Genomic DNA, 19,808 nt, shown 5'->3' on the forward strand with positions numbered 1-19,808 from the left:
GTACTACTTGAATCGGAAGTTTGACTAGCATTAGAACTAGAAGTAGAACTTACGCTGGAAGAAGTGGCAGTGGAATCAGCCTCGGTAGAACTTTGAGAACTGGCTGCACTACTTGATTGAGAAGCTTGACTAGTGTCAGAACTTGAGCTATCCCCAGAGGCTGAAGTAGAGTCTGCGCTAGAAGAATCATCAGTAGAGATTGAGTCAGCGTTACTTTGGGACCCAGATGCACTACTTGATTGAGAAACTTGATCAGTGTCAGAACTCGAGCTGTCCCCAATTGAGCTCGAGTTGGAACTTACACTAGAAGAATCGGCAGAACTAGAACTGCTAGAAGTACTGCTACTTATAGCGGAACTGGTACTATCAGCCTTGACTGTCAACGGATGTAGCGGTTTCAATTGCAAACCGACAATGAAAGATGAAATTGTTATCATACTGTATATCCAGTATTTTCCAGACTTATACATTTTGTAATGAACCTTTTCGTTATGATGTTTACTCATGTTTTCCTCCTATAAAAGTATTTTTTCTCTAATAAACATCCCCAACTCTAAGAATATCACAAAAATTCTGTCAGATAATATATATGAAAGACTGTAACCTTAATGTAAAATAAAAGATTACTTAATGATTAAATTACCTATGTTCAAATACTTTTTATATATGATGTTCAAAAATAGTTTTGGATTCATATGATAGTTGTATAAAGACAAACAATTCAGAAACTCAATAAACTCTGTTGATGAGAGTTGGTATTCAAGATTCCTTTTTGAAGAAATCTGTTGCTGCAATACTTGACGAGTATCCGCATTGGTATAAAATCTGTAGTTGGTTATATTAGTAATAAATTCATAGTTGTCCATTTATAATCCTTCACTCTCATTTGATTAGTTTTAAGATGAAAATAAGTTTTAAAATTTTCCTGTGTAAACATACACTGTGAAAGCTAGATAATTATTAGATTTAATTGCTTTTTCTATATTTTTTAAATAACCATTTTCCTTAAATCTGAAATTTTCAAAATAATCATTAATGATTTGACGCTGGATAACGAAGGTAGCTCTTTTGACTTGTCCACTGAGGAAACGAAATCTAATAAAGTTAGTGCACATTTGTTGTAAAGTAACTTTGTAAATACCCTCATTAAAACCTAGGTTCAATTTTTGCCTATCTGACAATAACTGTCGGGTTACCCACAATGAATCAATGACCTTTAATTTTGTTGCGGATATCGCAGTAATACCCCTTGGATTTCTGCGATATCTATAGACAATGTCTTTAACAGTACAAACAATGTGACTTTGATCGTAAACTAGATAGATTAACATCGTATCTTCGAACCAATAATCTACAGGAAAGGTAACCTCAGTGAATAAAGCACTGTTATAGATTTTGCCCCAGGGATAGCCATACAGCTCATAGGGATCAAATTGATTTTTATCTTGATAGTAAAATTCGCTGATAACGCCAGAATTATCGAATTGTTGATAACCTCCGGCAATGATATCAGCCTTTTTTGCGAAAGCTTTGTCTAATAAAACTTCTGCAAAGCAGTCTTTTAGAATATCATCAGAATCAACAAAGCAAAGATAGCTGGCATTGATTGTTTTTAAACCAGTATTCCTAGCCCCTGAAAATCCCTGATTTTTTTGGCTAGTAACAATTACATTATGCCTGTTAGTGTATTTATTTAATATCTGTTTGGTCGAATCAGTTGAACCATCATCAATAATTTCGACTATTAAAGAATACCGTGTTTTTTGATTCAAGATAGAATCTACACATTCTTCAATTGTATCTTCAGCGTTATAAGCAGCAACGATTATTTTTAAATCGTAAGTATAATCATTATTCTGCAAAGTGTGTTTTTTAATTGCCGAATTTTTAGAATCTGGATTTAGTTTATTTAAATATTGAATAGCATATTCATAACTAGGTAGTTTTCGATTTTGTGTACTTAATATTTCTAATAAGGTACAAATCTGTTTGTTATTAAAAGAAAACTTTTGTAGAAGCACCACAAAAAATTGAAGCAAGGAAATATGAGTTAGTTTAAATAGATATTTATTCAACAGTAAAAACCACCTTAGTTAAAATGAAAAAGAAGTAAGAAAATTTACTTTAGGAGTAATTCTAATTTTGAACTACTTTTTTGAAATTTCATGGACATTTTCTTAGACTTTTTGTTAAAAAGTAGATAAGAATAGTTTTTCTATTGATCAATTAAAGACGAAAATGAGTAACCCACCCATACCATGGAGAAAAATATTGCGTTTAACAGATTGGAGAAGTTAATTAAAGTAAAATAAATTGTAAAAAGGAGATTGAAAAATGATTCGTTATCGGATTTTTAATGATAAAGATGCTGAAGAAGTATCCACATTGGTCAGGCAAACAATGCTTACCACAAATATTAAAGATTATTCAAAGGAATATCTAGAAAATGATTTGAGAAATTTAACAGCTAAAGATTTTATAGAAAAAAGAAAGTTCTTTCATTGTTATGTGTTTGTAGATGACATAATAGATAAGATTGTCGCAGTCGGCTCAATTGGTCCCTACTGGGGTAAAGAAGATGAGAGCAGCTTGTTTAATATCTTTGTATTGCCTGAATATCAGGGACAGAGTATTGGGCGCCAGCTTATTCAGGTATTAGAACAAGATCCCTACTTTAAGCGAGCAAAAAGGATCGAAATACCCGCTTCAATTACAGGATTAAAGTTTTACCAAAAAATGGTGCAGATAAACTTGATGAGGAAAAATTATATCGACTTGAAAAATTTCGAAATATTAGGCACTAAGTTTTCCTGCTACTTTGGCCATTAACCAGTGAATAAGCTTGAGGTTACCTATAAAGAAAACAAACATTATAAAGATAACGACAATCCACTGCCAAAGTGGTGAATGTGTTAGTTTGATTAGATTAAGTAAATAGGCAATAGTTACAGGAATTTCAACAATAGCTGTTACAACACCAGGTACATAAGTGCGTTTAATCAGTGAAAAAACAATATGCATTATGAGATGGAGAAAATATGGAATGGTAGCGGTAACTATTAATAGTGGATAATTAATCCAATAGGCTATGGCGGAAAGTGCTATATATATACAAAATTCCTCCCAAATTCCAGCAGATAATATATCTGAGCGATCGACACCGCCAAATAATGTGCGTCCGTAAATATTCGGATTATTTTTTTGTAACCAATGCGGTACAAAAACTAATTCTTCAAAGTCGTGAAACATAAATAATAATGGTAATAGCCAGTATGAAACCCAAATTGTCATAGTGATGACCTCCTATACTTGTAGTGTATTATGATTTTCATGCATAATAAATACAAATAGCGTATGTGCCATAAAAAGGGGGAGATTGTGCCATGACCAGGAACAAAATTATTGAGCAATCGAAGAGTGCCTTTGCTGAAGCATTGTTTTGTTTGTTAAAAAATGAAGACTTTGAGAATATTACAATCAAGCAGTTAACTTTAGAATCAGGATATTCACGAAGAACTTATTATCGTTACTTTGGTAGTAAGACAGCAATTCTAGATGAAATGTTTTTAAAATACTTGCATAGTTACCGAGAGTGTTTATTAAGTACGCCGATTAGGCCAGAAGATATTTCTAAACGCTTTATTAATTTTCTTTGGCCGTATCATCAGAGAGTAGCACTACTGGCTCAGCAAAATTTACTTATTCCACTACTGACACGACACATCTCAACAATTGCAAATACTCTTTTGGATATAAAAGTTCCATGGAGACAAAAGAAGAGCGATAATCGGCAATATTATTATGTCATTATCTACTCAATTGGTGGGTTTTGTGTACTTTTGGATACTATTTTTAAGGACGATCTACCTGAAAAGCCACAACAAATCAGCGAGGCATTAAATTCTGCATTAGCAGAGATTGCACTCCAAGTGAATAAGCAGTAACCATTACTTTAAATAGTCAACCTCAGAAAAATTGAAAACTTCACTTAATTCCTCTGTGGACAAATATTTTGCAAGGTAGTTTTTCTCATTTTTTAAAAAATCTGTTTTGTGATTTGTCAGGTAGGTAATCAGGTTAGCTTTTTTTAACAGTCGGAGACCAAGCACTTTTTGATCCATTAAATATAGCGTTAACCCCTTTAGATTAAAGAGTCTTGCTTGGTGATAGTAATCCTTGTCATGATTACCAAAATAATTTTCTAGATGATTGACTAATGTGTGCGCCTCGTCAAAGCAATTATTAGCTAATAAATGTAAAATAACATTATTATAGATATAAAAAAGAATTGAGAAATTATCATGGCGAAAGTCGTCATAAATAATTTCTTTTTTTTGCAACTCTTTGAACAAATTGAGCATTATTGGTAATTCCAGAAACGAAATAGCATGCCCAAATAAATAAAGCTCAAAAAAAAGTCCAGTTGTCGATTTTTTGAAAGTAGCTAACCAGTATCGCTAGTTCATCTTCCGTGACAGTTCCTTCTCCTAGAGTTGTTAACATCATTTTTAATTGAATAGTCTGTAAATTAGCAAATTTACCCTGCTTTTTTTGCCATTCGGACAGATATTTTTTTAGCTGAGCAGCATTTCCTTCTTGATATGCCTGCTGAAAAGCTGGTAATAAATCATTATTGGTAGTGTTCTTTTGTTGATACAAAAATTCAAATTCGGATAATTGAACATTGATTCTGTTTAGCAATTCTAATAAGTGGCTGAAGGAAATGTCTGTTAACCCATTCTCAAAGCGAGACAAAAAAGGAACAGAGACAATACCTTGGCAGGCTTCTTTAAGAGTTATGTGTTTTGTTTGTCTAAAATATTTGAATACTTTGCCTATTTTCATTATTTTTAACCTATATGCAACTTTTTATTTCTCATTCTAAGATGCTTGTATTATAAAAGCAATCATTAAATCATTTGAGGGGTAAATAATTTGTTCATAAAAAATCGTAATTTTAGTTATCTTTGTATGGCTTTTTTAATTTCATCAATCGGTGATTGGTTATACCGTTTAGCATTACCAATTATTATTCTTTCTAAAACTGGTTCAGCTTATCATGCCGCCACTGCTTTTGGTGTCTCTTTTATTCCGTGGATAATCTTTTCGCTATTGGGTGGTAGTCTAGCCGATAATTATGCTAAAAAGAAAATTCTTATTATTGGAAATTTTTTTGCTGCATCAGCCATTCCATTACTGCTTTTTATTTTAATGGAGAAACAAATTAACTTTGTACTTTTATATTCAGCAGTCTTTGTACTATCTTCAGTCGATCCGTTGATCCATCCAAGTTTTCAGAGCATTATTCCAGAAATAATTGAAGATAACCACTTTGCTGAGGCCAATGCAACTATCCAAACGATTGATAATACTCTATCAATTATGGGGCCACTAATAGGCGGGTCATTGGTAACATTTCTTGGTGACTACAATGCCTTGTGGATTGATCTTATTTCTTTTTTGATGACTGCGGTAATATTGACCCAGCTTCCAAGTGTTAAAAGCAAAGAAATTAAAATCAGTTTAGCGATTAAAAAATTAGCATCTGATGTTCTTGAGGGTGCTAGTTATAGTTTTCGTGAAAAAGTAATCTTTAGTGGTTCAGTAATGTTCCTTTTTACCAACTTTGCTCTGAATATGTTTGAAGCAAACTTTATTTATTATATGACTAAATCATTGAACTATCCGATTTTTGAAGCCACTTTGGCTATGTCAATCGGTGGTATTGGTTCATTAATTGCTGGTTTTGGTGGAAGCAGGATTGTTAATCATTTTAGGGCAGGAATTTTATTATCATCCAGTACCATTATGGCAGGGTTGAGTACTTTGCTGTTACTGGTAAGCACTAATTATATTTATATTGGAATTGTTTTAGGAATTATCAGCTTTTTTGGCACAATCAATGTCATTACTTATTTTACCCTGCGTCAAAAGACGGTTCCAAAGAGAATTTTGGGGCGAGTCGTTTCTGTTACACGAATGGTTTCTTATGCTTCGATTCCTGTTGGTTCATGGTTTGGTGGAGTACTGTTGGGACATGGTCAATCAATGTTCACGGTTATTCTATTTGCAGGAATCATTCGAACTTTGACAGGTATTGGAGCAAAATTTTCACCATTGGGTAAAGAATGACTCTCTTACGGATTAGGTCAAAAGTTAAATTTTTATACTTATTTGAATAAACGTGTTTCAAGTGCTCAGTACAAGCCATTTCATCACACTACGAAAAATTTGTCACTGTTGGATTGGATTGAAATGATTCAATTAAAGCCGAGTGAATAGTTAATTTGATAACAACATTATTATTAAAATCCTCAGATAAGTCTTTTATCTCTGGATGTGCAGCAATTTCTGTGAGCATCTCATTACCTTCAATAATTTCTGAATCAATGTTATTTGAACTAATTCTCATCCCTGTTTTTCATCAAACCAAGTAGTTAATGATGCAACTCCGTTTTGCCTAATATTTCTGACACGATTCGTTTTACTGTCAGTCATGATATACAAGGTGTTATCTTCTGTTTTTGACTGCCTAAAAGTAATAATACTTGAACTTATAGTTTCATTTTGAGAAATTGTTGATAAAACAATAATGTTGTCTAGTTTGCTCAAAACATTTCTAAATTCACTGTTGTTTTCGGTGGACTTTTCCACACTAAACTTTTTCTCTTGTTTAAGAATTGTCAATATGGTCAAAGGTATCACTAAAATAATATAGCCCACTAAAGATAAAACAAAAGATTGTGCGAAGTATCCCCTAATTCCAAAGTACGAAACAAAAAACATCGATATGAAAATTGTCAGCAAGAATATTAAAAACAATTGTATAAACCTTTTGGCGTACATCACATATTACCTTCCTTTTCAGTTTTACTTGATTATATTACATTGGCATTAAATAATACCCACAAAAAATGCTAGAGCACCGTCACCTATTTTAGCATTTTTTGAGTTTGCAGAATTAATGCAAGGATAGCCGAAAAATTTTGATTTACGGAACAATTTTATCCAAAACAAGAAATAAATAGAAGGGCTGGGTCAAAAGTTAAATCTTGACCCAACCCCATTCTTCATTTTATCTTTTATTAAAGACTTCTTTGGCAATTGAAACTGCATTCAAAACTCGGGGGAACCCGACATAGGATAAGCAATGAACAAATGTCTCAGTTATTTCATCACGTGTTATCCCAACATTTAAAGCGCCTTGGATATGAATACGAAGCTGACTGGAAGTATCTCCTTGTGCCAGTAATGCGGTAATCGTAATTATTTCTCGCTGTTTCATATCTAAAACATCTCGTGTTTTTGCCTCCTCAAATGCTAGGAGTGTTTTTTGGTCCAAAATAGGAGCAATATCTGCTAAACTATCTGATACCGATTGACTTGCTTCCTTTCCAATAACTGCCTCACGAACTTGTAATCCACTTTCGTATTTATCCAAAATATTTCCTCCTTCTATGTGATAAAATCACTATAAACTATCAAGCTAACTTGATAGCAAGAAGGAATTAAAAGGAGGACATAAAAAGATGCCTAAAACATACAGAATATCTGAGATTTCGAATATGACTGGACTTCCGCTTTCGACTTTACGCTACTACGAAGACTTAGGACTACTGAAACCCGCACGCAATACTAATAATTACCGTGTTTTTACAGGGCAAGACTTGAACTGGATTGGATTCATTAGTCGAGCAAAGGCGACAGGAATGTCACTTTCCAAAATTATTGAATATTCTAAGTTGCGCGAACAAGGGCACGAAACAATTAAAGAAAGGATGACTATTTTAGAACAACAGGAACAGGTATTATATGCGCAGCAACAGGAGATACAAACACATATTAATTTTCTAAAAAATAAAAAACGGCATTATGCACAATTAATGGTTAAATATAAGAAACCCTAGACAGTTAATTATCATTGAAAGAGTTAATTAGCTTATGATGTTTGCTCCAGATAAAGGCTTTTACGACACCCAGAATTTTTGTTTTTGGCACAAAGCCATAATAACGGCTATCATTCGAGATTTTGCGGTTATCACCAAGGACGAAATACTTGCCCTTGGGTACAGTGAAACTTTTATTTGTGCCCAAGGTCACTCCTTGAGCAGGCGACAAAGCAGTTGAGAGCGTCAGTGTTCCAATGGATTGCTGTTTTTTTGAGATATATGCTTGCGAAATCAGCTTGTTATTTACATATAGCGTACCATTATTTCTGTATTCAATTTTATCACCAGGTAACCCAATTACACGCTTGATATATTTAGTCTTGGGAGTAACGTTTGGTTCTTGGGTATCAATACCATAAGCATTGAAAATAATGATTGAATTCCGTTTGATTTTTGCTGCCTTCAATAAAGCAACATGTTCACCTGCTTGCAGATTTGGAGCCATAGAATCACCAACAACATTTGCAAAACTGAATAGGAAAGTCTTGACGATAAAGGCGAGTATGAGACCGATTATGATTGGCCATATCCAGCTCATAATATTTTTAAAGATAGTCACTTGTTATCCCCCTCAATGTTCTTATGTAAATATGTTTTGTAGATTAAAATATTTTGGTTAATTTTGAATTATCCACAATAAGAAGTGCGCTATGTCCAAAATTTATGTCTAGTACTCAAATTTTAACGATATGGTGCACATTTGCTATCTGTTTTTCATTCTAGGCCATATTTTATGTTTTTGTCTAGTTGGATTAGAATGGAGAAGATATTTTAACTGATCTTAGATAGAATATGATATTATGCAGTATGAAATTAGAATGTATAAATTGTGATAAACAAGAGTTTAAGGTGACAAGTAAATGAATACAGAAGTAGTATGTGCCATAGTCTTGAATGAAGAAAAACAGATTTTTGCAGGTAAAAGAAAAGCTAGGAGTTTGGCAGGTTACTGGGAATTTCCAGGTGGTAAAGTCGAAAAGGCTGAAGGAATAAAGCAAGCCCTTAAACGAGAAATAATGGAGGAAATTGGCGTGGCCATTACTATTGGTTCAGTGGTAGTTCCAGCATATTCATACAACTATCAATCTGGAGATGTGAATTTACATTTTTATTTTGCACGTCTAGCAACCAAGATGGTCAAACCGAAAATCTATGAAGAATACGCATGGTTATCAATTCAGCAGTTAAGAGATAAGAACTGGTTGCCGGCAAATCAAAGGGTCCTCGAGAAATTAAGTAAATGCGATCTAAACAAGGTGGAATTTAATGAATAATGAAGATATTAAGAAAAATCTTTTACTAGCTGCAACGGTTGGATTTTTGGATGATAGCCAACCAGGGGCTACCAGTGAACTATTGCCGCAATTAGTGAGTAATCAACCACATGATACAATGTGGGAACATATCAGGTATGAATTGCAAACTTGTCAAAGTTTTTCCTTTGCGCTTGCATTTATCACGGAAGATGCACTAACTCCATTGAAAGTAGTTTTGGCTGATTTGGCAGTTAAGGGGGTGTCAGGAAGAGTTTTGACCTCGAATTATTTGGCGTTTAATCAGCCGAAAGTTTTTGAAGAATTGCTCAAGATCCCAAATATCACAGTTAAAATTGCCACACAAGCTGGTTTCCATGCGAAGGGATATCTTTTTGAGCATACCGATTACCATTCGATGATTATCGGTAGCTCAAACTTGACACGTGCAGCATTATTACGAAATGTCGAGTGGAACCTTCATTTTTCAGCATTCAAAGATGGTGCAGTGACCAAACAGATTGTGAATCAATTGGAGGTTGAGTGGCAACGAGCGGTCAAACTTACTGATCAGTGGATTGAAGAATATCGTCATACATATAATAGTACTCAGCAAAGGCGAACTACTCTGAATTCAGTAAATCAGACAAGTAATAATGAGCTTGCGGTTGTTCCGAATAAGATGCAGAGGGAAGCTTTAATCGAATTAGCAAAATTACGTGCTGCGAATGAGCAAAGAGGACTGGTAATTTCTGCAACAGGTACTGGGAAAACATTTTTGGCTGCGTTTGATGTACAGCAAGTCAAGCCGAATAAGATGCTTTTTGTGGTTCATCGTGAACAGATTCTTCAAAAGTCAATGGTCAGCTTCAAGCGTGTTCTGGGAGGAAAGGACAGCGATTATGGGATTTTGTCAGGTAATCGCAATGAAAGGCAGGCTAAGTATTTGTTTGCAACCCTGCAGACACTTTCTAAGGATGGTGTTTTAAACAGTTTTGCACCAGATCAGTTTGATTACCTTCTAATTGATGAAGCACATCGTAGTGGTTCTGAGACGTACAGGCGAATTTTGGATTATTTTACACCAGCTTTTTGTTTAGGTATGACAGCAACACCTGAAAGGACAGATGATTTCAGTATCTATCAGTTATTTGATTACAATATTGCCTATGAAATTCGGCTGCAGGATGCACTGGAGGAGCAAATGTTGACTCCTTTTCATTATGTGGGACTTCAAGACTATGAATATAATGGCAAGCTGATTGATGACAAGTCACCTTTGAGATTATTAGTTGCAAAAGAGCGAGTTGATTATGTTTTAAAACAACTTGAGTATTACGGATACTCAGGCAAACGAGTCCATGGTCTTATTTTTTGCAGTAATGTACTTGAAGCAAGGGAGATTGCGCTGCTTTTAACGAGAAAGAGGCATCCGGCAATTAGTCTGGATGGGAGTGATTCAATCAGTCGGCGTAATCAAGTAGTTGCGCAGCTTGAGAAGGGACAGATCGAATATATTGTGACAGTGGATATTTTCAATGAAGGAATTGATATTCCGTGTTTGAACCAAGTTGTAATGCTTAGAAACACGCAATCAAGTATTGTGTTTATTCAGCAACTGGGCAGAGGACTACGAAAATATCCAGGAAAAGAATTTTTGACGATCATTGACTTCATTGGAAACTATAAGAATAATTACTTAATTCCTACGGCATTAACGGGAGATATCACGCGCAGTAAGGATAACGCTCGTTTAGAGTTGGCATTGCAGCCAATTATGGGATTATCAACGATTAATTTCACAGAAGTTGCGAGACAACGGATATATGATGCAATCCAAGTCGCCAAGTTAGATGCATTTGCGACTTTACGTGCAGATTACCAAGAACTCAAACAAAAGTTGGGTAGAATACCCTTATTAATGGACTTTCAAAGATATGGTGGAGTCGATGCAGAAGTATTTGCCGAGAATAATCAACTTGATAGTTATGCGAGTTTCTTAAGCAAGATGAAAGAACCAATCAATTTATCTGAGTATGAAGAAAAAGTATTGAGTTTTGTAACCAAAGAATTGCTCAATGGGATGAGAAAGCATGAGCTTCTATTATTGAAGCTGCTATTGGAAAAAAAGTGTGTGACAGGTAAGGACTTTGCAAGGACATTGCATCAAAATAATTGTTATATAAATGCGGCTGTAATGCAGTCAGTGGATGATATTTTAAGTTTGAGTTTTTTTGATATCAAATCAGGCAGAGAAAACAAGGCAGAAAAGTATGGTAGCAATCCTATCGTGGAGCATTTTGAGGGAAAATATAAGCTTAATTCCATGGTTAGTGACAGCCTACAAGGAGAAAGCGATTTTAGAAATTTATTTGTAGATGTTATCACAACTGGGCTGTATAAAACAGATAATTTTAGGGCAGATCAGGCTTTCACATATTATCAGAAATATTCCCGCAAAGATGTTTGTCGGCTTTTGAATTGGAGCAAGGATGTGAGTGCTCCAATGTATGGCTATCGTGTGGGTAAAGATACTTGTCCAATTTTTATTACCTACGAAAAAGATAATCCGGAAAAAAATCGTAGTGCGCGCTATGAAAATGAATTTTTTAATACGGGATTAATTAAGTGGTATACCAGAAGCCCAAGACATATTGACTCAAAAGAAGTTCAACAACTGTTGGAACGAGATCACAATGGTAATTTTAAGGTACAAATTCAACTATTTCTCAAGAAGAGTGACGCTGAAGGAAAGAAGTTTTATTACTTAGGAAAAGCTCAGGCTGTTTTGGATTCTGTAAGAGAACAATTGATTAATCAAGATAATAAACGTCCTAAAGCTGTGGTTTCTATGAATTTGAAGTTGGATGAACCAATAAAGTATAGTCATTTTATAAATATTACGAAAAAATAGAAGTATCTGTTGCTTTGTGATATTAATATGATATCATAATGTTATCGATAGATGGAAAGATTGTGAGGTGGTTCCAGTGGATGATATGGCGACTTTTTTGTTGAGATTGCCTAGAGAACTAAAAAGCAGACTTGAGGCAAAAGCGAAAGAACAAAATCGTAGTGTGAACAGTCTATTGCAGACAGTGATTGAGGAGTTTCTAGATGGAAAGAGACAGGCATCTGTCTCGCTAGAAAATCGACAATTTATTGGACAAGTTGTAGAGAATCGACAAATTGATCCAGATAATGGGCTTGTTCAAGTAAATGGAATCTATTATCGCTATTTGATTGAAAGTAATCTGGAATTCGATTCGAAATTAAATTATATCGTAATTGAAGCCAACGGGAATATTTTGACGCTACGTCCAATGGTGCATTGATTATGAATATGGGGGAATTTAAATGTTTGGAATAAAGATCGTACAACAAAACTGTCAAGGTCTTGTGGAAACACTAGGAAAATATCGACGTAATGTTGATGCGGGGTTACACTTTTATGTTCCTGTTTTCCAAAGAATTCAGACAGTCAACTTGGCAATGCGCCCGTTGCAATTATCACAATACTCTGTGATTACGAAGGATAATGCGGATATTCAAGCGAGTGTTACTTTGAACTATCATGTTACAGATGCAAAAAAGTATGTTTATGAGAATACAGATTCAGTGGAATCAATGGCACAATTAGTAAGAGGTCACTTGCGTGATATTATTGGACGTCTAGAATTGACTGATGCATTGGGTTCAACATCAAAAATCAATGCAGACTTGGCTGCTGCAATTGGAGATTTAACCAATGTCTATGGGATTAATGTTGATCGAGTAAATATTGATGAGTTAACACCATCAACTTCTATCCAAGAAGCGATGGACAAACAATTGACTGCTGATCGTGAACGAATCGCTACAATCGCACGTGCTCAAGGTGAAGCACAAAATATTAAATTGACGACCGACGCGCGCAACCGTGCTCTCGTTGAAACTGCACAGGCACAAGCACAAGCAACTAGAACACAGGCCGATGCAGAAAATTACCGGATCAATAAGATTCAAGAAAGTTTGACAGCTGTCAACGAGAATTATTTCAAGGATCAGAGCATTCACGCATTTACTGAATTGGCACAATCAAAGACTAACTTAGTGGTTATGTCAAAAGAAGATGTAACCACTTTGGGTCAAGTCCCAGTTATTAAGAAGATGTTGGATCAGGAGCATAATATCTAATAGGTAAGATTATGGAAGTTCTGTATGAACATGAAGCTATCGTTTCTGAATAAATTTTTATGGAATCTGAAATCGAGAGTGGACAGTTATGGCACTAATCGTTAGAATTATCAAAATTATTTTTAGATTGATAGGATATTCAATAAACAGTGGGATATGTTTGTTTATAATTTTGCTTTATTTAGGACACCTAGATATTCTGACTTTACACTATAAATTTAATTTTTGGGATCTATATTTTTTTGCAACCACCCTACTGTTACCCTTTTTTAGACTCGTTTATAATAACTGGTTTATTTCTACCAATAATGATCTTTCATATCGGGGGAAAGCACTAGACACATATCATCAAGAGATGTCACGGCAACAAAAGAGTTGGAAATGGTCCTCCAAGGGAGTTTATGTTAACCCCTGGGAATATACTACGCCATATACCCAGTCCTATGATAGTTCTTTGAACTGGGTATATAGTTTAGCAAAATGCCTATGCATGAGTATTCTTTTTATTATCTTTGCTCCACTGTTTTTAATTGTGGCCTTTGTCCAGAAGATTAAAAAAGATAATGAAATTTAGTAGTACAACAGATTTTAAGAAGAAAATGATTTTTTCAAGAATTTCAAAGCAGAGAAGGTTGGATTTTCTCCTTTGACAAACTAAATAGAGAAACTGGGTCAGAAGATAATTTATGACTTAGTTTCTCTATTTGTTTTGTTTCGGGTACATGTGTCTTACAAGTCAAAATCCTCAATTTGACCTTAAATCATTCATAGCGAGGTATTCAAACCTTACCGATTTGTGTCACACTTCGTTTTGATGAACGTTAATATTCAAAATAAGTTTGAATATTAAGCATATTTTCTTTGTGAGTAAATTCTATAGTTATGTATATGAAAACCATTCTATTTTGAATTAGTGTAGTTAAGGAGTACTCTTTACATGTAAACTAATTCACAAGGAAGGGTGATTATATTGTACTATTCTAATGGTAATTACGAAGCTTTTGCCAGACCGAGAAAGCCAGCCAATGTTGATCAAAAGCAGGCGTACATTGTTGGTGCAGGCTTGGCAGGCTTAGCCGCAGCTGTTTTTTTGATTCGTGATGGACACATGAAAGGCGAACATATTCATCTGTTAGAAGAATTATCACTTGCAGGTGGTTCACTGGATGGGACTAACCGGCCGAATGTTGGTTTCATTACCCGTGGTGGTCGTGAAATGGAAAATCATTTCGAGTGTTTATGGGATATGTACCGCTCTATTCCATCCCTTGAGGTTGAGGATGCATCATACTTAGATGAATATTATTGGTTAGACAAAGATGATCCTAATTCGTCGAATTGCAGATTAATATATGACCGAGGTAATCGCGTTCCGAATGATGGTGATTATACTTTGGATAAATCATCAAATGAACTGATCAAGCTGGTTATGACGCCAGAGAGCAAATTAGGAACTCAAACAATTGAGGATTTTTTTTCGGCCAAGTTTTTTGAGAGTAATTTTTGGACATATTGGGCAACAATGTTTGCCTTTGAGAAGTGGCATTCAGTAGTTGAGATGAGACGATACACCATGCGCTTTATTCATCATATTGATGGTTTACCCGATTTCAAGGCACTTAAATTCAACAAATATAATCAATACGAATCGATGGTAAAACCAATTCTTGCATATTTGAAGTCACATAATGTTGATGTTCAGTACAGTACCACTGTTGATAATGTTCAGGTTGATTTTGCGGATGGAAAGAAAGTCGCAAAAAAACTATTGCTGACCGTAGCTGGACAGCAGAATGAGATTGCTCTTACTGAGAATGATTTAGTCTTTGTGACAAACGGTTCAATCACCGAAAGCTCGACTTATGGAGATCATAATACTCCTGCACCTGTTACGACAGAGCTGGGAGGTAGCTGGAATTTGTGGGAAAATTTGGCTGCACAGTCTACAGATTTTGGTAATCCTAAGGTGTTTTATCAAGATTTACCAGAGAAAAGCTGGTTCGTTTCTGCAACGGCAACTATTAGCAATCCTGCTGTTGAACCGTATATTGAACGTTTAACTAAACGTAATTTGCATGACAACAAGATAAATACTGGTGGGATAATTACAATTACTGATTCTAATTGGCTCATGAGCTTTGCGATTCATAGACAGCCGCATTTTAAAGAACAATCAGAAAATGAGACTACAGTTTGGATTTATGGACTTTATTCAGATACTGAGGGTAACTATGTCCACAAAAAAATCGTTGATTGTTCTGGCGAAGAGATTACTGAAGAATTCTTGTATCATTTGGGAGTTCCAGAATTTAAGATAGCAGAGTTAGCCGCACAAAAATCGATTAACACTGTACCTGTGTACATGCCGTTCATTACCTCTTATTTCATGCCAAGACAAAAAGGTGACAGACCTGATGTTGTGCCGAATGGCTCAGTTAATTTAGCATTTATTGGTAATTTTGCTGAATCGCCAACTAGGGACACAGTCTTTACGACTGAATATTCTGTGAGAACTGCGATGGAAGCAGTTTATATGCTTCTAGATGTTGAAAGAGGTGTGCCAGAAGTATTCAACTCAATCTATGATATTCGTGAATTACTAAAGTCAATGTATTATTTGAATGACAAGAAAAAGTTGGATGAAATTGATTTACCAATTCCAAAGTTAGTAGAGAAGATAGGAATTTCAAAATTAAAAAAGACGTGGCTTGCTGAATTACTAGAAGAAGCCAAGTTGCTTTAAAAATGAAAGTGTGACACAAGTTGGTAAAATATAAGTATCAATATAAAACTACGAATGCAGTCTGTTTTTACCGTGGGTAAGTAATGCGAAGTTAGACTGCGAACGTAGACTTGTGGAACACATTTATAAGGAACTATTTAAGGAGATATTCTATGATAATATCATTAGATATCTCCTTTTTTTGTCATCTTTATTTAAATGTAATCTAATTTTAATTTAATATAATAACTTTTTGGGGGCGTTCCTCATTGAAAAAAAATTAAATAAGCTAATTGGGTTTTAAAAGCAAAGTGGGATATATCCTGAAAAAATATTTTTTAATGATAATCCTTATATATAAGCATTTTTTGACATAACATGGTAAAACGAATTTAAAGTTCGGGAGGATGCAAAGAACAGTGATACGTGCGATAATTAGACCCATTATAAGTTTTTTAGAACTTACATAGGAGGGATAACTTTGGATAAGAAAAGAGAGAGGAAAATAGCAAGTAATATAATTAAAGGCTCTTTAGGCAACATGATTGAATGGTTTGACTGGTACATATATGCATCATTTGCCATTTATTTTGCAAATTCATTTTTTCCAAGTAACAATCAAACTGTTGAATTATTAAGTGCTGCTGCTGTATTTGCTGTTGGTTTTTTAATGAGACCATTTGGAAGTTTTATAATGGGCAAATTTGCAGACCAACATGGAAGGCGTTCAGCTTTGACACTATCTGTTGTCATTATGGCTTGTGGCTCACTCATAATTGCAATTGTTCCAACTTATAAGACTATTGGAATTCTTTCACCTATTATTTTGGTATTGGTGCGTCTAGTTCAGGGGATCTCTCTAGGTGGTGAATATGGGATCTCAGCAACGTATCTTTCCGAAATGGCTAGTTCGAACCGAAGAGGGTACTATGCATCCTTTCAGTATGTGACTCTGATTAGTGGACAGCTACTCGCATTAATTGTTCAAATCTTATTACAATATTTCTTTAATGATGTGCAGTTGACTGCTTGGGCATGGAGAATTCCTTTTGTTGTTGGTGCGTTAGGTGCGGTTATTGTGTTGTATCTCAGATTGTCTATGGATGAGACTAATCAATTTAAGGAAACTGCTAAGAGTGGCAAGAAAGCGGGAACTTTAAAGCAGTTGGCTAGGTATCCCGGACAAGTATTAACAGTTATTGGATTGACATTTGGTGGGACGATTGCATTCTATACATACACTACCTATATGCAAAAGTATATGATCAACAGTTTAGGTTTACCAACAAGATTAACTACTGAAATTAACTTTTTAGCACTTTTAATCTTCATGATTATGCAGCCGGTATTTGGACATCTTTCAGATAAGATAGGGCGTAAACCTTTGCTGTATTGGTTTGGGATCTTAGGTACACTTTTAACAGTCCCAATTTTCAAGGGATTACAGGTACTCGATAGTCCTTTAAGTGCCTTTTTATTGATGTTGGCAGGCCTCATGATTGTGAGTGGCTATACTTCAATTAACGCAGTTGTAAAAGCTGAACTCTTTCCAACGGAGATCCGAGCTTTGGGAGTTGGGTTACCATATGGTTTGACAGTAGCGATTTTTGGTGGAACGGTTGAGTATGTTGCCTTGTGGCTGAAGACAATTAATCATGAGGGCTGGTTCTTTTATTATGTATCAGCGGCAGTTTTTGTTAGCCTGGTTGTTTATGTCAGAATGCTCGAAACATCAAGACATTCGAAATTAGATAAATAGGGTTTTGATTTGATTGAATGCTTATGTAATTGGAGTATTGATAATTATACAGATTAGAAGTAATTAAATAAAAAAATGTGTTGGCAGTTTACCAGTTGAGCAGTTTGGGTTTGCATGACACAAGTTTAAGATTGGGGCTAGATCAAAGTATGTATTTGATCTGGCTCCTTATTGATTATATAAATGAACATGCTATAAAATGGAAATTTTTGTCTAATTTATAACTTTAAATTAATAATTATTAGTTAGTTTGAAAGATAACAATGAATTATTTAACAACAACATTCTAATAAATACATGAGAATGCTTGATTTTAGTAAGAATCTTTTGTATTTTAGAAAATAAAAATAAATTTAAAGGAGCGTTTTTGTAATGTCTAATTGGGATACCAAGTTCGCGAAAAAGGGTTTTACTTTTGATGATGTTCTATTAATTCCGGCCGAAAGTCATGTTTTACCAAATGATGTTGATTTGAAGGTGCAACTTGCAGAAAATATTAAATTAAATATTCCAATTATAAGTGCAGGAATGGATACAGTTACTGAATCAGCTACAGCAATTGCAATAGCTCGCCAAGGTGGTTTGGGTGTCATTCATAAGAATATGACAATTGAGCGACAAGCTGATGAAGTTCGCAAAGTTAAACGTTCTGAAAGCGGAGTAATCATTGATCCATTCTTCCTGACTCCAACGAACGCAGTTGCTGAGGCAGAAGAATTAATGAGAAGATATCGCATAAGTGGTGTTCCAATCGTTGAGACATTGCAAAATCGTAAATTTGTTGGCATTATTACCAATCGCGACCTACGATTTGTTTCAGATCGGACCGTCGAGATTGATAGTGTAATGACTAAAGAAAATCTTGTGACTGCACCCGAGGGAACTTCCTTGAAGAAGGCAGAAGAAATCCTGCAAGAACACAAGATCGAAAAATTACCAATGATTGATAAGGACGGCAAGCTGACAGGCTTAATAACTATCAAGGATATTGAAAAAGTTGTTGAATTCCCTAATGCTGCAAAGGATGAACATGGACGTTTGTTGGTTGCCGCGGCGGTTGGTGTAACGAGCGATACTTTTGATAGGGCTGCCGCACTACTTGACGCGGGTGTTGATGCTATTGTAATAGATACTGCCCATGGTCATTCTGCTGGTGTGATTCGTAAAATTAGTGAGATTCGTGAACATTTCCCTAAAGCAACACTGATTGCTGGAAATGTTGCAACGGCTGAAGCTACACGTGCACTTTATGATGTTGGCGTTGATGTAGTTAAAGTTGGAATCGGACCTGGATCAATTTGTACAACAAGAATTGTTGCCGGTGTTGGTGTACCTCAACTTACAGCTATTTATGATGCAGCGAGTGTAGCTCGTGAGTATGGCAAAACGATTATTGCCGATGGTGGTATTAAATATTCTGGTGATGTAGTTAAAGCATTGGCTGCAGGCGGAAGTGCTGTTATGTTGGGTAGTATGCTTGCTGGGACAGATGAAGCTCCTGGTGAGACAGAAATCTATCAGGGCCGTCGATTCAAAACTTATCGTGGAATGGGCAGCCTTGGGGCAATGGACAGCAAACATGGTTCATCTGACCGTTACTTCCAGAGTAGTGTGAATGAAGCAAACAAACTAGTTCCAGAAGGTATTGAAGGACGTGTTGCATACAAGGGCACACTTGCTGATATTGTATACCAAATCGTCGGTGGCCTGCGTGCAGGTATGGGATATGTTGGTGCTGGTCATCTACAAGAACTACAAGATGATGCACAGTTTATTCAAATTTCAAACGCCGGCCTGCGTGAATCTCATCCTCATGATGTTCAAATTACGAAGGAATCGCCTAATTATAGTAAATAATAAATGTGATATGAGTCGCAAAAACTCCAGTGTTAATCTGGGGTTTTGATTTATAGGACATGTTAGTGATTATATACAATTGAAAAATATTT

The 19,808-nt window shown here is 35.2% G+C and carries 20 protein-coding genes; 11 read left to right on the forward strand and 9 right to left on the reverse strand.

Annotation, left to right across the window (positions count from 1 at the left end):
- Both GSM_RS14170 and GSM_RS14175 read right to left on the reverse strand, forming a co-directional pair.
- Positions 1 to 506: KxYKxGKxW signal peptide domain-containing protein (locus GSM_RS14170; RefSeq protein WP_010078108.1), on the reverse strand; the 506-nt coding region annotated here is incomplete at its 3' end.
- A gap of 408 nt (positions 507 to 914) precedes the next feature.
- Complete coding sequence (locus tag GSM_RS14175) at positions 915 to 2,075, reverse strand: glycosyltransferase family 2 protein (protein ID WP_010078109.1); 1,161 nt, start codon at positions 2,073 to 2,075, stop codon at positions 915 to 917.
- Positions 2,076 to 2,334: 259 nt separating this feature from the next.
- On the opposite strand from GSM_RS14175, the gene GSM_RS14180 reads away from it, so the two are divergent.
- Entirely contained in the window at positions 2,335 to 2,829 is a 495-nt protein-coding gene (locus GSM_RS14180; RefSeq protein ID WP_010078110.1) for a GNAT family N-acetyltransferase, read from the forward strand.
- On the opposite strand, the gene GSM_RS08490 is transcribed toward GSM_RS14180, so the two are convergent.
- Positions 2,794 to 3,291 (reverse strand): HXXEE domain-containing protein, encoded by a 498-nt coding sequence (locus GSM_RS08490; RefSeq protein ID WP_010078111.1) that lies wholly within the window; start codon positions 3,289 to 3,291, stop codon positions 2,794 to 2,796. The genes GSM_RS14180 and GSM_RS08490 overlap by 36 nt on opposite strands.
- A 92-nt stretch (positions 3,292 to 3,383) precedes the next feature.
- Here GSM_RS08490 and GSM_RS08495 point away from each other — a divergent pair, with 92 nt between their 5' ends.
- Positions 3,384 to 3,944: a TetR/AcrR family transcriptional regulator gene (locus GSM_RS08495; protein WP_010078112.1), complete on the forward strand. Its 561-nt coding sequence runs from the start codon at positions 3,384 to 3,386 to the stop codon at positions 3,942 to 3,944.
- 3 nt (positions 3,945 to 3,947) lie between these two features.
- Here the strand turns inward: GSM_RS08495 and GSM_RS15415 are convergent, their stop codons facing one another.
- Together GSM_RS15415 and GSM_RS15420 are read right to left on the reverse strand one after the other, a co-directional pair.
- Positions 3,948 to 4,361 carry a hypothetical protein gene (locus GSM_RS15415; RefSeq protein ID WP_235720363.1) on the reverse strand — a complete coding sequence of 138 codons (414 nt, stop codon included), beginning with the start codon at positions 4,359 to 4,361 and terminating at the stop codon, positions 3,948 to 3,950.
- Positions 4,362 to 4,407: 46 nt separating this feature from the next.
- Positions 4,408 to 4,845 (reverse strand): helix-turn-helix domain-containing protein, encoded by a 438-nt coding sequence (locus GSM_RS15420; protein ID WP_235720364.1) that lies wholly within the window; start codon positions 4,843 to 4,845, stop codon positions 4,408 to 4,410.
- Between the two features lie 90 nt (positions 4,846 to 4,935).
- Between GSM_RS15420 and GSM_RS08505 the strand changes: the two genes are divergently transcribed.
- Positions 4,936 to 6,132, forward strand: a complete 1,197-nt coding sequence (locus GSM_RS08505; RefSeq protein ID WP_010078113.1) for an MFS transporter — start codon at positions 4,936 to 4,938, stop codon at positions 6,130 to 6,132.
- Positions 6,133 to 6,220: 88 nt separating this feature from the next.
- On the opposite strand, the gene GSM_RS15425 is transcribed toward GSM_RS08505, so the two are convergent.
- The 3 genes from GSM_RS15425 to GSM_RS08515 form a co-directional block, all read right to left on the reverse strand.
- Positions 6,221 to 6,412, reverse strand: coding sequence for a hypothetical protein (locus GSM_RS15425; protein WP_235720365.1), 192 nt, complete (start codon positions 6,410 to 6,412; stop codon positions 6,221 to 6,223).
- On the reverse strand, positions 6,409 to 6,846 hold the full coding sequence (locus GSM_RS14190) for a pyridoxamine 5'-phosphate oxidase family protein (RefSeq protein WP_235720366.1): 438 nt from the start codon (positions 6,844 to 6,846) through the stop codon (positions 6,409 to 6,411). The genes GSM_RS15425 and GSM_RS14190 overlap by 4 nt, the downstream gene beginning before the upstream one ends.
- Positions 6,847 to 7,075: 229 nt before the next feature.
- The gene (locus tag GSM_RS08515; RefSeq protein WP_010078114.1) at positions 7,076 to 7,441 is read right to left on the reverse strand and encodes a carboxymuconolactone decarboxylase family protein; all 366 of its coding nucleotides are present in this window, start codon (positions 7,439 to 7,441) and stop codon (positions 7,076 to 7,078) included.
- Positions 7,442 to 7,529: 88 nt separating this feature from the next.
- On the opposite strand from GSM_RS08515, the gene GSM_RS08520 reads away from it, so the two are divergent.
- Positions 7,530 to 7,907, forward strand: a complete 378-nt coding sequence (locus GSM_RS08520) for a MerR family transcriptional regulator (protein ID WP_010078115.1) — start codon at positions 7,530 to 7,532, stop codon at positions 7,905 to 7,907.
- 4 nt (positions 7,908 to 7,911) lie between these two features.
- Here GSM_RS08520 and lepB read toward each other — a convergent pair whose 3' ends face one another.
- The gene (lepB, locus tag GSM_RS08525) at positions 7,912 to 8,508 is read right to left on the reverse strand and encodes a signal peptidase I (RefSeq protein WP_010078116.1); all 597 of its coding nucleotides are present in this window, start codon (positions 8,506 to 8,508) and stop codon (positions 7,912 to 7,914) included.
- A gap of 301 nt (positions 8,509 to 8,809) precedes the next feature.
- On the opposite strand from lepB, the gene GSM_RS08530 reads away from it, so the two are divergent.
- The 7 genes from GSM_RS08530 (at position 8,810) to guaB (ending at position 19,716) form a co-directional block, all read left to right on the forward strand.
- Entirely contained in the window at positions 8,810 to 9,223 is a 414-nt protein-coding gene (locus GSM_RS08530) for a (deoxy)nucleoside triphosphate pyrophosphohydrolase (protein ID WP_010078117.1), read from the forward strand.
- Positions 9,216 to 12,116, forward strand: a complete 2,901-nt coding sequence (locus GSM_RS08535) for a DUF3427 domain-containing protein (RefSeq protein ID WP_010078118.1) — start codon at positions 9,216 to 9,218, stop codon at positions 12,114 to 12,116. Before GSM_RS08530 ends, GSM_RS08535 begins: the two co-directional genes overlap by 8 nt.
- 85 nt (positions 12,117 to 12,201) lie before the next feature.
- Positions 12,202 to 12,537, forward strand: coding sequence for an Arc family DNA-binding protein (locus GSM_RS08540; RefSeq protein WP_040538288.1), 336 nt, complete (start codon positions 12,202 to 12,204; stop codon positions 12,535 to 12,537).
- 22 nt (positions 12,538 to 12,559) lie between these two features.
- Positions 12,560 to 13,378: an SPFH domain-containing protein gene (locus GSM_RS08545; RefSeq protein ID WP_010078120.1), complete on the forward strand. Its 819-nt coding sequence runs from the start codon at positions 12,560 to 12,562 to the stop codon at positions 13,376 to 13,378.
- A gap of 970 nt (positions 13,379 to 14,348) precedes the next feature.
- On the forward strand, positions 14,349 to 16,121 hold the full coding sequence (locus tag GSM_RS08555) for an oleate hydratase (protein WP_010078122.1): 1,773 nt from the start codon (positions 14,349 to 14,351) through the stop codon (positions 16,119 to 16,121).
- 520 nt (positions 16,122 to 16,641) lie between these two features.
- On the forward strand, positions 16,642 to 17,859 hold the full coding sequence (locus tag GSM_RS08560; RefSeq protein WP_317759460.1) for an MFS transporter: 1,218 nt from the start codon (positions 16,642 to 16,644) through the stop codon (positions 17,857 to 17,859).
- Positions 17,860 to 18,231: 372 nt separating this feature from the next.
- Positions 18,232 to 19,716, forward strand: a complete 1,485-nt coding sequence (gene guaB / locus GSM_RS08565; protein WP_010078124.1) for an IMP dehydrogenase — start codon at positions 18,232 to 18,234, stop codon at positions 19,714 to 19,716.
- Positions 19,717 to 19,808: the final 92 nt, after the last annotated feature.

Origin of the sequence: Liquorilactobacillus mali KCTC 3596 = DSM 20444 (assembly GCF_000260415.1) — a bacterium.
Classification (GTDB): domain Bacteria; phylum Bacillota; class Bacilli; order Lactobacillales; family Lactobacillaceae; genus Liquorilactobacillus; species Liquorilactobacillus mali.

Excerpts from the sequence above, each read along its gene's own strand:
- GSM_RS14180 (WP_010078110.1), top strand. The coding sequence starts at position 2,335 with ATGATTCGTTATCGGATTTTTAATGATAAAGATGCTGAAGAAGTATCC.
- GSM_RS08490 (WP_010078111.1), bottom strand. The coding sequence starts at position 3,291 with ATGACAATTTGGGTTTCATACTGGCTATTACCATTATTATTTATGTTT.
- GSM_RS08495 (WP_010078112.1), top strand. The coding sequence starts at position 3,384 with ATGACCAGGAACAAAATTATTGAGCAATCGAAGAGTGCCTTTGCTGAA.
- GSM_RS15415 (WP_235720363.1), bottom strand. The coding sequence starts at position 4,361 with ATGCTCAATTTGTTCAAAGAGTTGCAAAAAAAAGAAATTATTTATGAC.
- GSM_RS15420 (WP_235720364.1), bottom strand. The coding sequence starts at position 4,845 with ATGAAAATAGGCAAAGTATTCAAATATTTTAGACAAACAAAACACATA.
- GSM_RS15425 (WP_235720365.1), bottom strand. The coding sequence starts at position 6,412 with ATGAGAATTAGTTCAAATAACATTGATTCAGAAATTATTGAAGGTAAT.
- GSM_RS14190 (WP_235720366.1), bottom strand. The coding sequence starts at position 6,846 with ATGTACGCCAAAAGGTTTATACAATTGTTTTTAATATTCTTGCTGACA.
- GSM_RS08520 (WP_010078115.1), top strand. The coding sequence starts at position 7,530 with ATGCCTAAAACATACAGAATATCTGAGATTTCGAATATGACTGGACTT.
- GSM_RS08530 (WP_010078117.1), top strand. The coding sequence starts at position 8,810 with ATGAATACAGAAGTAGTATGTGCCATAGTCTTGAATGAAGAAAAACAG.
- GSM_RS08535 (WP_010078118.1), top strand. The coding sequence starts at position 9,216 with ATGAATAATGAAGATATTAAGAAAAATCTTTTACTAGCTGCAACGGTT.
- GSM_RS08540 (WP_040538288.1), top strand. The coding sequence starts at position 12,202 with ATGGCGACTTTTTTGTTGAGATTGCCTAGAGAACTAAAAAGCAGACTT.
- GSM_RS08545 (WP_010078120.1), top strand. The coding sequence starts at position 12,560 with ATGTTTGGAATAAAGATCGTACAACAAAACTGTCAAGGTCTTGTGGAA.
- GSM_RS08560 (WP_317759460.1), top strand. The coding sequence starts at position 16,642 with ATGATTGAATGGTTTGACTGGTACATATATGCATCATTTGCCATTTAT.
- guaB (WP_010078124.1), top strand. The coding sequence starts at position 18,232 with ATGTCTAATTGGGATACCAAGTTCGCGAAAAAGGGTTTTACTTTTGAT.